This window comes from Frankia sp. AgB1.9, assembly GCF_016786355.1.
Taxonomy (GTDB): domain Bacteria; phylum Actinomycetota; class Actinomycetes; order Frankiales; family Frankiaceae; genus Pseudofrankia.
The window spans coordinates 1-11,421 of the sequence record NZ_JADWYX010000193.1; the positions used below are offsets into that span (position 1 = coordinate 1).

Here is an 11,421-nt window from a genome sequence, read left to right on the forward strand (position 1 = left end):
GGGGGGGGGGGCTTGGTTTATACACCCCCGCCCCCCCCCCGGGGGGGGGGCCTGGCCCGCCGAATCGTCCTGAAGATCGTGGGCGCGGTCGCGGTGGTCATCGCCGCGGCCTCCGTGACCTTCTTCGCCCAGCTCGCCGTTCCCGGAGACCGCGCGACAGTCCTGCTGAACATCCAGACCGGCCAGCACCGGGAGTACACCGGGACCCAGCTGGCTCCCACCCGCAAGGAGTTCGGTTTCGACCAGCCCGTCGTCGTGCAGTGGCTGCGCTACGTCGGCGGCGTCTTCCACGGCGACCTCGGCACGTCCTACACCCAGCACCGGCCGGTCACGCAGGTCGTCGGCGGCCAGCTCGGGCCCAGCATCATCATCACGGTCGGCGCCCTCGTCGTGGCGTGGATCCTCGCGGCCGGCATCACCCTGCTGACCGTCAAGCGGCGTCCGGTCGTGTCGGCGCTCGGTTCGCTGTGGGAGACGTTCACCGCCTGCCTCCCGCAGTACTGGGTCGGCATCATCCTGCTGGTCGTCTTCTCGGTCGAACTGCACTGGTTCCCCGTCATCGGCGGCACGTCGGTGACGGGAACGGTCCTGCCCATCGTCACCATGGCGATCCCGCTGGCCGGCTTCCTCGGTCAGGTGACCCGCGACGAGTTCGAGAAGGTGCTCGACCAGCCCTTCGTGACCACCGCTCGTACCCGAGGTCAGAGCGACACCGGTGTGCGGCTGAGACACGCGCTGCGCCATGCCGTCCTGCCGGCGATCACCCTGTCCGGCTGGGCCCTGGGCGCGCTGCTGTCCGGCGCGGTCATCGTCGAGAACATCTTCGGCCGCCCCGGCATCGGACAGGTGCTCGTCACCGCGGTCAGTACCCGGGACGTACCGACGGTCTCCGGCGTGGTGCTCGTCGTCGCGATCGCCTACGTGATCGCCAACCTTCTCGTCGATCTTGCCTACGCACTGGTCGACCCGAGGCTGGGAGGGCCGGCATGACCACGATCGCGTTGCCTGCCGCCGTGCGCACCCCCGACTGGATCCGGCGCTTCCGGGCCCGGCCGACCACGGTGCTGGCCTTGCTCGTCGTACTGGTGGCACTCGTTGCCGCCTTCGCCCCCGGTGCGTTGACCTCGCACAGCCCCACCGCGATCAACCTCAGGCAGACGCTGAGCGCGCCTTCCTGGCATCACCTCTTCGGTACCGACGAGGCCGGCCGCGACCTGTTCACCCGGGTCGTGTACGGCACGCGGGAGTCGCTCGGCATCGGCGTCGGCGCCACCGCGATCGCCATGGGGATCGCGATCGTGCTCGGCTTCGCCGCCGGGTTGGTCGGGGGGATCGTCGACACGCTGATCACCCGGTTGCTGGAAATCCTCTTCTCGTTCCCGGCACTGCTGCTCGCCCTGCTCGTGGTCGCGGTACGCGGACCGTCGCTGGAGACCGAGCTGATCGCCGTGGGCGTGGGCTCGGCACCGGGCTACGCCCGCATGGTCCGCGGCCAGGTTCTCAACGTCCGGAAGGCTCCCTACGTCGAGGCGGCCGCCGCGCTCGGTCACCGGCGCCTGTCGGTCATCCGCCGGCACCTGTTCCCGAACGCCTTCCGTCCACTCGTCGCCGTCATGACCCTCGGCGTCGGACAGTCCATCGTCTGGGCGTCGAGCCTGTCGTTCCTCGGTTTCGGTGTTCCGCCGCCTTCTCCGGAGTGGGGGGCGCTGCTCGATGCCGGACGCGACTTCATCACCACCTCGTGGTGGCTGGAGATCCTGCCCGGTCTCGTGATCGTCCTGTTGGCCATCGCCGTCACCAGCCTCGGCCGCACGCTGCAGCACAAACTGGAAGGAGCCTCCCGATGACGACGTCGACCGCCGTCGAGCCGGGAAACGAGACGCTCGACGCCCGGCCGGCGCTGCTGACGGTCGAGAACCTGCGGGTCTCGTTCGGCGACGCCGAGGTGGTGAAGGGGATCTCCTTCACCGCACGCCCCGGCGGCTGCCTGGCGATCGTGGGCGAGACCGGATCCGGCAAGAGCGTCACAGCGCGCACGCTCGTGGGTCTGACCGGGCGGGGCTCCCGCGTGAGCGCGGACCGCATCGAGCTGGCGGGTGTCGACCTGCGCCACAGGTCCGGCCGTGAGTGGCGCTCGATCCGGGGCCGCGAGGTCGGCTTCGTCCTGCAGGACGCGCTCGTCTCGCTCGACCAGCTTCGCCGGGTCGGAGACGAGGTGGCCGAGCCGTTGCGGCTGCACGGCTGGGGGAACCGGCAGAGCCGCGCCGAGAAGGCCGTCGAGCTGCTCGCCGCCGTCGGGGTGCCCGAGCCCGAGGTCAAGGCGCGGCAGCGACCGTACGAGCTGTCCGGCGGTCTGCGCCAGCGCGCTCTCATCGCGTCGGCCATCGCCCTCGACCCGCGGCTCGTCGTCGCCGCCGCGCCGACGCCGGCCCTCGACGTGCCCGTGCAGGCGCAGGTGCTGGACCTGCTTGCCACCTCGAAGGAGCGCGGCACGTCGATCATCCTCATCAGCCACGACCTCTCGGTGGTGGCGCGGCTCGCCGACGAGGTCGCCGTGATGCGCGCCGGGGAGATCGTCGAGTTCGGGTCGGCGCACCAGGTGCTGCACGAGCCCGAGCACGCCTACACGCGGGCGCTCCTCGACGCGATCCCGTCGGAACACACCCGGGGCACCCGGCTCGCGCCCCCGGCCGACGGCGTCAGCGAGGCATCTCGCGCTCGGAAGATCGACCGTGACCGGCCCGTGCTACGGGCCCGCAATCTCGTCAAGGTCTACCAGGGTCCCGACAAGATCGACCGGACCGTCGTCAACGACGTCTCGTTCGAGCTGTTCGCGGGCGAGACGCTCGGCATCGTCGGCGAGTCCGGATCCGGCAAGACGACCACAGCCCGGATAGCGCTCGCGCTCACCGAGGCGACGTCCGGCGAGGTGTTGCTGCACGAGAAGCCGTGGTCGAGCATCTCCTCGGCGGCCCGCCGCACGCTGCGCAAGCAGATCGGCGTCATCTACCAGGATCCGCTCAGCTCGTTCGACCCGCGCTGGCCGGTCGGCAGGATCCTGTTCGACGCGCTCAGCACGGGCAGTCGTCCCCCGTCCTCCAAGGCTGAGGCACAGGAGCGTGCCGTCCGGCTGCTCGAGCAGGTGGGGCTGACCCGAGCGCACCTGACGGTGGCGCCGCTGCGGCTGTCGGGTGGACAGCGCCAGCGGGTCGCGATCGCGCGGGCCCTGGCGCCCGAGCCCGGGATCATCGTCTGCGACGAACCGGTCTCGGCGCTGGACGTGTCCGTGCAGGCCCAGGTCCTCGACCTGCTCACCGACCTGCAGGACGAGCTCGCCGTCAGCTATCTGTTCATCTCGCACGACCTCGGCGTCATCCACCACATGAGCGATCGGATCCTGGTGATGAAGGACGGCAGGCTCGTGGAGCTGGGCGACGCCGAGGAGGTCTTCGCCAGGCCTCAGCACCCCTACACACAGCGGCTGCTGACCGCCCTGCCGAGGTTGGCGCAGGCGTGACCGAGCGCCTGGCGTCGAGTGCCGGTCTGCGCGAGGAGTACGCGCCGCTGCGCGCGCGAATCGCCGCTCGCTGTCTTCGGAAGGACACCAGATGACTGTCGTCGACCAGGGCACCACGGTTCCGGTGCTGACCGACGCCGAGGCCGTGTCCGTCGCGGCGGAGCTCGCGTCGGCGTTCGCGACCGGAGCGGCCCGCCGGGACGCGCAGCGGATCCTGCCGGCCGCCGAGCTCGACCAGCTAAGCGCCTCCGGCCTGCTCGCGATCACCGTGCCGGCCGAGTTCGGGGGCGCGGACCTGCCGGTGGCGACAGTCGTCGAGGTGTTCCGGCTGCTGTCGGTGGCCGACCCGAACATCGGCCAGCTCCCGCAGAGCCACTTCGTCTACGTCGACCACCTGCGCCGCAGGGCGAGCCAGCGGCAGAAGGGAGTCCTGTTCGCGGAGGTTCTGCGGGGCCGCCGGTTCGGCAACGCACAGTCGGAGGCTGGCACCCGCCATGTGCGGGAGTTCCGCACCACGCTGCTGCCAGCCGGGGATGGCCGCTGGCTTCTGCACGGCCGCAAGTTCTACGCCACCGGGGCGCTGCTCGCCGACTGGATCCCCGTTCTGGCCCATCTCGATGTCGACGGTCCGCTGGTGGTCGCCTGGGTCTCCAGGGACGCGCCGGGGTTGGAGGTGCTGGACGACTGGGACGCCCTCGGCCAGCGCACGACGGCCAGCGGCAGCGTGCTGCTGACCGATATCGAAGTGACCGACGAATGGATCACCCCGTTCGCCGGTACCTTCGACGGCCCCCAGAGCTACGGCGCTCTCGCCCAGGTTCTGCACGCGGCGATCGACGCCGGCATCGCCCGAGCAGCCGTCACGGACGCGGCCGCCTTCGTGGTGGCCAGCAGCCGTCCCCACCCCGACGCAGGGGTGGAGCGGGCCGCGGACGACCCGCTGGTCGTGCAGACCTTCGGCGAGCTGGAGCTCGCCGTCCGCGGCGCCGAGGCACTGCTCGCCGAGTCGGCCCGGGCGGTCGACCGGGCGAACGCGGCCCCCGACGCGCAGCGGGCCGGCGCGGCCAGCCTCGCGGTGGCCGCGGCCCGCGCGGCCTCGGCCCGAGCCGCCGTCGACGCGGGCAACCGGCTGTTCGAGGTCGCCGGAACCCGCGCCGCGGCAGCCGGACTCGGGCTGGACCGACATTGGCGCAACGCGCGCACGCATACCCTGCACGACCCGGCCGCGTGGAAGGTGCACCATCTCGGCCGCTGGGCCGTCGAGGGAACCCTCCCGCCCAACCACGGGCAGTTGTGACATGACCGAACTGAAATTCCACTGGTTCCTGCCCACCAACGGGGGCGACGGCCGCCACATCATCGGCGGTGGCCACGGCACCCAGGTCGAGGGGCCGGGCGGGCGCCCGGCGTCGGTGCGCTACCTCGGCCAGATCGCCCGCAGCGCGGAGCAACTCGGCTTCGAGGCGGCGTTGACGCCCACCGGTGCCTGGTGCGAGGACGCCTGGGTCAGCACCGCGATGCTCAGCAGCCTCTCGGAGCGGCTGAAGTTCCTCGTCGCGTTCCGGCCCGGCCTGATCTCGCCCTTCCTCGCCGCGCAGATGGCCGGTACGTTCCAGCGGCTTTCCGGCGGCCGGCTCCTGCTGAACGTCGTCACCGGCGGCGAAAGTCACGAGCAACGCATGTACGGCGACTTCCTCGACAAGGACGCCCGGTACGAGCGGTGCGAGGAGTTCCTGGCTCTCGTCCGCGAGTTGTGGACGGGGCGGCAGGTCAGCCACGCCGGCCGGCACTACCAGCTCGAGGAAGCCGTGCTGGCACAGCTGCCAGACCCCGTTCCACTCGTGTACTTCGGTGGCTCGTCGCCGGCGGCCCTGCGGGTGGCGGCTCGCCACTCCGACGTGTACCTGACGTGGGGAGAACCCCCCGCGGCCGTGGCGGAGAAGATCGCGCGGGTCCGCGAGCTCGCCGAGCGGGAGGAACGCTCGGTCGCCTTCGGAATCCGCCTGCACAGCATCGCCCGGGACACTCCGGAGCTGGCGTGGGCCGAGGCTGACCGGCTGCTGTCCGGTGTGTCCGACGCGCAGATCCACCGGGTCCAAGAGGGACTGCGACGCAGCGAGTCCGAGGGCCAGCGCCGGATGCTCGAGCTCAACAGCGGGACGAAGGACAGGCTCGAGGTCGCGCCGAACCTCTGGGCGGGGGTGGGCCTGGTGCGAGGCGGCGCCGGGACGGCTCTCGTCGGCAGCTTCGCGCAGGTCGCGGACCGGATCGAGGAGTACGCGGCCGTCGGGATCTCCGAGTTCGTCCTCTCCGGCTACCCGCACCTCGAGGAGGCGTACTGGTTCGGAGAGGGTGTGCTGCCCGAGCTGTCCCGCCGTGGCCTGTGGAGTCACCCCGCGCCCGAGGCGCCGACCAGGGCCGCCGTCCCGTTCGGCTCGAGCTGATGACCGTGAACAAGAACGCCCTCGAGCCGCGCGCGCTGCGCCGGGTCTTCGCCGCCCACCCGTCCGGCGTCACGGTCGTGGCCGGGCTCGTCAACGGGCTGCCGGTGGGCCTCGCGGCCAGCACGTTCGTGCCGGTGTCGCTCGACCCACCCCTGGTGTCGGCGTGTGTCGCCCGTACGTCGACCACCTGGCCCGCGCTGCGTGACGCGCCGGCGATCGGGGTCAGCGTGCTCGGCGCCCACCAGGAGGACATCGGCCGCCGCGTCGGGGCGCGGACCGGCGACCGGTTCGCGGGCGTCTCCTGGCGGGCAGCCACCGACGGCGCCGTGCTGCTGGACGGCGCCGTCGCCGCGTTCGAATGCACGATCGACCGGCACGTCGACGCCGGGGACCACGAGATCGTGCTTCTGGCCATCCGCGAACACGAGCACACGGACGACCTCGCGCCACTGGTCTTCCACGGCAGCCGCTACCGAGCCTTGGCCTGAACGGCACCACCCTGACGCCGTCCCGGCAGACCCTCGTCGGCGTTCTTCTCTGTCAGGGCGACCCGGTCGGCCGAGAGCGGTTGGGTCGGTAGCGGCCCGGGGTGGTTCCGATGTGGTCGGTGAACGCCGCGATGAAGCTGCTGGGGTTGGCCCATCCGCAGGCGTAGGCGGTCTGGGTGGTGTCGTGGCCGTCGGCGAGAAGCACGAGCGCGTGGTAGACGCGCAGCTGCGTGCGCCACTCATAGAAGGTCATGGCCAGTTCGTCGCGGAACAGTCGGCTGAGGGTGCGGCTACTGGCTCCGGTCTTCTTCCCGAGCTCGGTCAGCGTGGCGTTGTCCGCCGGGTTCTCGTAGAGCATCCGGGCAACGGCTCGCAGCCGGTCGTCCCGCGGCTCCGGCAGGTGCAGCGGCTGTTCGCGTGCTTCGCCGAGTTCATCGACGAGGACTCGAAGGAGGCGTGAGCGCGCGGAGCGGGTGTAGTCAGGCGCGTCGTCGCCGTCGCGGGGGCCGGTCAGAGCGAGGAGGACCTCGCGGGCGAGGTTGGAGGCCAGGAACACGGCTGGATGGTCCGGTACCAGCCGAGCGAGGGATGGGGCGAGAAAGACGATCCGCATATCGGTATCGCCATGGGCACGGTGATAGTGCGTGAATCCGGCCGGGGTCCAGGCGACCCGGTTGGCGGGAACGATCGACGTGCCGCGCTCGGTGTGAACGCCCAGGACGCCGGTGGCCGCGTAGACCAGGTGTCCCCGGGGGTGCGACTGCACCGCGCTTGATTCGCCGGATGGCCACCGGTGGCGCCCGCCAGACGGCCAGATCTGTGAGGTCATCTCGGCGATCAGGCGAGGTTGGCGGCGAACGGGCATCGATTGGCATTCTAGCGGTAGCAAGCCACCTCCTGATCCAGTGACACTGCCGGCATGCGGAGTGGTCCTCGGCCGCGCACAGCGCCCGACCACACCACACGGCATCGAGGCAGCGTGCCTCAATGCCGCGGCTTGAGAGAGCAGGAGAAACGCATGACGACGTTCGTCCTTGTGCCCGGTGCCTGGAAGGGAGCCTGGGCGTATGAGGCGGTGGTTCCGCTGCTGGAGCGTGCAGGTCACACCGTTCACGCCCTGACCCTGACCGGGCTGCGGCCCGACGACGACGATGTGACCGTCGCGGCCGCCAACCTCGACACGCACGCCGACGACGTGCTGCGGCACCTCGATCGCAACCACATCACCAACGCGACGCTGGTCGGCCACAGCTACGCCGGGATGGTGATCGCCGCTGCCGCCGATCGCGCCGGCGGCCGTATCTCACGACTGGTGCATCTCGACGCCTACGTGCCGCGCGACGGGGAGTCGTGCTGGTCGTCAACGAACGAACACTTCCGGGGAGTGTTCGCTGCCGGCGCCGCGACCACCGGCTATGCCGTTCGACCGCCGGCCGGAGGCAGCGGTGATCCCCGTCGCCGTCCCCATCCCCTGGCGTCGTTCCTGCAGAAGATCCGGCTCACCGGCACGTTCGCCCAGGTCCCCCGCCGGGAGTTCATCTACTGCGCTGGCTGGGAACACCGGACACCGTTCGCCGAACTCCGCAACCGGCTCCAAGCCGATCCCGACTGGCAGGTCCACGACCTCCCCACCGCACACGACGCCATGCACGAAGCCCCGGAAGCGGTAGCCGCACTACTACTCGGCGAAAGCAACACAGCCGCGTCGGCTCACAGCCGCCACGCCTGCCATTGAGAGCACACAAGCCCAGCGTCAGGTAGCTAGCCGAGGGCGCGGATTCCGGCGAGCGCGTCAAGCGCGAGCGGCCAGGCAGCCGTTTCCGGGGTGATGAGGTCGAAGTGGCCAGCGTTCGAGGCCTCGACGAGATTCGCGCCGAATCGGTTCGCGTAGGTGCGCGACATGGCGATGGGCAGCGCTTCGTCCCGGTCCCCGTGAACGAGAGTGACCGGCACGGATCCGGCCCCGATCAGCATGGGGTCCGCGCCGGCGTACCGGTCCGGCACGTCCTGGGGACCTCCGCCGAGGAAGTCCGCGACGGCGCCATTTCCGTTGCCTAGTCGGTAAGCCTCCGAGAGGTCGACCACGCCGGCGAGTGCGACGACGCCGGCCAGGTCAGGCGCGGTGAGGCGCCATCCGGGCGCGTCCCGCGGGATGCGGGCCCGAAGCGCGCTCCAGAGGGCGAGGTGTCCGCCCGCGGAGTGCCCAACCGCGATCACCGGTCCAATGCCGCCCGCGGTGTTCAAGGAGCCGAGGAGTGTGGGCAGCGTGTCGGTGGCGGTGGCCGCGTCGACCAGCGTGTTCGGCCAGCCGCCGCCCCCGCCGACGCGGCGGTACTCGATGTTCGCGACGGCGTAGCCGTGAGCCGCGAGGGCGGTCGCTATCGGTCGGACGTGGTCACGGTCGAACGCGTGGCGCCAGAACCCGCCGTGGAACAGCAGAACGAGCGGCACGGGGCCGGCCATCGTGACGGGGAGAGTCACCTCCGCGGTCTGTTCGGGGTGGCGTCCGTAGGGGACGACTACCACAGGTCTGCCTCCCGGCTTGCCGACCCCGATTGGTGAGTTCCGCTCATCGATCGTAGAAGTGAACGATCTCGTTCCGGCGGCGGTTGCCGCGAAGGATAAGCCCATGGCATCGAACAGGGTTCCCTTCTCTTTTCAGCCCATCACCGAGCGCGCGCCGCTGCACTGGCCTGGCGGCGCCCGTGTGGCCACCTATATTGGGCTCAACGTCGAGCATTTTCACGTCGATCTGCCGTCTACGAGCATCTGGCCGGGTACCGCGGATCTGGTCCCGGACGCGCTCAACTACGGGTGGCGCGACTATGGGCCCCGGGTGGGTATCTGGCGGGTTGCCGAGATCCTTGACCGGCATGGTGTGCCGGCGAGCGTCCTGCTCAACTCGGAGGTCGTCGCCCACTATCCGCAGATCGTGAAGGCCGGCTTGGAGCGCGGCTGGACCTGGGTGGCCCACGGGCGGACCAACTCGGTGCTGCACGCCGGGATGGACCGCGACACCGAGCGCGTCGAGCTGACCGAGCTCGTCGACACCATCGCCGGGGCGACCGGCCGGCGGCCGCGCGGCTGGCTTGGGCCCGGGCTGACCGAGACATTCGAGACTCCCGCGCTGCTCGCCGAGCTGGGCCTGGAATACGTCCTGGACTGGACCAACGACGACCAGCCGTACCCACTCGATATTCCGGGAATGATCAGTGTTCCGTACACGGTCGAGATCAACGACCTGGGCCTGTTCGGCAAGGGCGTCACCGGGCCGGAGTTCGTCCAGATCGTCAAGGACCAGTACGAGCAGCTGCGTGCCGATGCCGTGCAGGGCGGCCGGGTGATGGCACTCGCCCTGCATCCGTTCGTGATCGGCCAGGCGTTTCGAGCCCGGTATCTCGACGAGGTACTGGCCTGGCTGGCTGCCCAACCGGACATCTGGCTGACCACGAGCCACGAGATCGCCACGTGCTATCAGTCAGTGCGGCACGCCGCTTGATCGTCCGGTGACCGGGAGGTCGGGCCGCGGTTCGAGTACGGCGTCGACGAAGGCGCGGACTCGCGCCGTATGGCCACTGGTCGGCCAGATCAGGCCGTACTCGATCGGCGGCGCGTCGCGTACCGGCACGAAGACGATGCCGGGCCGTGCGTGATAGTCCGCCGCGCGTGACGCGGCCGGTGACACTCCCCGACCGGCGGCGACGAGCGAGAGCACCTCGGGCCAGTAGGTCGCCTGCGCCCCGTGGGCGATCGGCCGGCCCGTCGGCGTGTGCCGGGGATAGATGTGGTCCATCCAGTGCCGGGGGATGTCGCCGACCACGGTCACGAGCGATGCCCCGGCAAGGTCCTCCACCGAGACCGATTCGCGCCGGGCGAACGGGTGCCGCGCCGGGACCATGAGGGCGGCCGGTTCGGAGAAGACGACCGGGCCGGTCGTCAGGTCCTGCTCGGCGACCGGGAACTCGGTGAGCTGAAGGTCGAGCTGACCCGCGCGCAGCGGGCCGAGTGGATCGGTGAGCTGCACCTCGCGCAGGCTGACCGCGCAGTCGGGATGCCGGTGCCGGAACACCTTGCCCGCCTCGAGGATGCGATCGGCTGCCCAGGGCGAGGAGAAGCCGACCCGGAGCACGCCGCTGACCCCTTTTCCGTACGCGACGGCCCGCGCCATCGCCTCCTCGACCTGGCGGTACGCCGGCGCGAGGTCGTCGCGTAGCTGCCGGCCGACCGGGGTGAGCGCGACCCGCCGACTGGTGCGTTCGAACAGCGGGGCCCCGATCTGGCGCTCGAGTTTCCTGATGGTCTGGCTGACCCGGCCCTGCGCCAGTCCGAGCCGCTCCGAGGTACGCCGAAAGTGCAGCTCTTCGGCGAGCGCGAGGAAAGCCTCGATCTCATGTCGTTCCATCGGCTTCCGATCGGTCCGCCAGGAGACGGGGGATGACTGCTCCGAGAACATTGGCTCCCAGCCAGGCGACGATGACCCAGGGCGTCCACCAGACCAGCGCCACGGTGGCCAGGAAATAGCAGGCGACGATCCACGAGACGCGGGAGTCGACGCGGAACCGGTCGACGTCGACATCCTCGCGCAGCAGTCCGTCCTTGAGTGCCTGGCTTTGCACGGCCGATCTGCAGATGAGGAGCGCGCCAACGGCGAGCGCGTAGATCGCGGCCGCGGCCGGATTATCGGTGTGGTGCCCGAGGACGGTTGTCGGATAGGGCAGGAATCCGATCAGCAGGAGCAACGGGAAATGCCAGCCGATCAGCCGGGGTGACAGCCCCTCGATCTTGTCGAACAGGACGTGGTGCTGCCGCCACACGATCCACAGCATCATGAAAGCGATCACGTAGGCCACGAACGACCCGGCCTGCTGGCAGAGAAAGCGCAGCAGGTTGCGGGACAATACCGCTAAGTTAAGACCCGCGCCAACAAGATCAAATAGACATCGATGATCTTCGTTGCGTTCTGGGGATCCTT

Annotated in this window: 12 protein-coding genes; 8 read left to right on the forward strand and 4 right to left on the reverse strand. The window is 70.3% G+C overall.

Going from position 1 to position 11,421, the window contains the following annotated elements:
• Positions 1-12 precede the first annotated feature (12 nt).
• The 6 genes from I6A60_RS39195 (at position 13) to I6A60_RS39220 (ending at position 6,449) form a co-directional block, all read left to right on the forward strand.
• Positions 13-990 carry an ABC transporter permease gene (locus tag I6A60_RS39195; protein ID WP_374487708.1) on the forward strand — a complete coding sequence of 326 codons (978 nt, stop codon included), beginning with the start codon at positions 13-15 and terminating at the stop codon, positions 988-990.
• A complete protein-coding gene (locus I6A60_RS39200) occupies positions 987-1,847 on the forward strand; it encodes an ABC transporter permease (protein WP_203022084.1) in 861 nt (286 codons plus the stop codon). Before I6A60_RS39195 ends, I6A60_RS39200 begins: the two co-directional genes overlap by 4 nt.
• Positions 1,844-3,517, forward strand: coding sequence for an ABC transporter ATP-binding protein (locus tag I6A60_RS39205; RefSeq protein WP_203055853.1), 1,674 nt, complete (start codon positions 1,844-1,846; stop codon positions 3,515-3,517). Before I6A60_RS39200 ends, I6A60_RS39205 begins: the two co-directional genes overlap by 4 nt.
• A 91-nt stretch (positions 3,518-3,608) precedes the next feature.
• Positions 3,609-4,814, forward strand: a complete 1,206-nt coding sequence (locus I6A60_RS39210) for an SfnB family sulfur acquisition oxidoreductase (RefSeq protein WP_203022083.1) — start codon at positions 3,609-3,611, stop codon at positions 4,812-4,814.
• Position 4,815: 1 nt separating this feature from the next.
• Positions 4,816-5,961: an LLM class flavin-dependent oxidoreductase gene (locus tag I6A60_RS39215; RefSeq protein WP_203022082.1), complete on the forward strand. Its 1,146-nt coding sequence runs from the start codon at positions 4,816-4,818 to the stop codon at positions 5,959-5,961.
• Positions 5,961-6,449 (forward strand): flavin reductase family protein, encoded by a 489-nt coding sequence (locus I6A60_RS39220; protein WP_203022081.1) that lies wholly within the window; start codon positions 5,961-5,963, stop codon positions 6,447-6,449. The genes I6A60_RS39215 and I6A60_RS39220 overlap by 1 nt, the downstream gene beginning before the upstream one ends.
• Positions 6,450-6,501: 52 nt before the next feature.
• Here I6A60_RS39220 and I6A60_RS39225 read toward each other — a convergent pair whose 3' ends face one another.
• Entirely contained in the window at positions 6,502-7,314 is an 813-nt protein-coding gene (locus I6A60_RS39225) for a helix-turn-helix domain-containing protein (RefSeq protein WP_203022080.1), read from the reverse strand.
• Positions 7,315-7,467: 153 nt separating this feature from the next.
• On the opposite strand from I6A60_RS39225, the gene I6A60_RS39230 reads away from it, so the two are divergent.
• On the forward strand, positions 7,468-8,184 hold the full coding sequence (locus I6A60_RS39230) for an alpha/beta fold hydrolase (RefSeq protein WP_203022079.1): 717 nt from the start codon (positions 7,468-7,470) through the stop codon (positions 8,182-8,184).
• A gap of 26 nt (positions 8,185-8,210) precedes the next feature.
• Here I6A60_RS39230 and I6A60_RS39235 read toward each other — a convergent pair whose 3' ends face one another.
• Positions 8,211-8,975 carry a S9 family peptidase gene (locus tag I6A60_RS39235; protein WP_203022078.1) on the reverse strand — a complete coding sequence of 255 codons (765 nt, stop codon included), beginning with the start codon at positions 8,973-8,975 and terminating at the stop codon, positions 8,211-8,213.
• 103 nt (positions 8,976-9,078) lie between these two features.
• On the opposite strand from I6A60_RS39235, the gene I6A60_RS39240 reads away from it, so the two are divergent.
• Positions 9,079-9,948, forward strand: coding sequence for a polysaccharide deacetylase family protein (locus tag I6A60_RS39240; RefSeq protein ID WP_203022077.1), 870 nt, complete (start codon positions 9,079-9,081; stop codon positions 9,946-9,948).
• Here the strand turns inward: I6A60_RS39240 and I6A60_RS39245 are convergent.
• Positions 9,928-10,851, reverse strand: a complete 924-nt coding sequence (locus I6A60_RS39245) for a LysR family transcriptional regulator (protein WP_203022076.1) — start codon at positions 10,849-10,851, stop codon at positions 9,928-9,930. The genes I6A60_RS39240 and I6A60_RS39245 overlap by 21 nt on opposite strands.
• Positions 10,838-11,421: TMEM175 family protein (locus I6A60_RS39250; RefSeq protein WP_203041892.1), on the reverse strand; the 584-nt coding region annotated here is incomplete at its 5' end. The genes I6A60_RS39250 and I6A60_RS39245, both read right to left, overlap by 14 nt.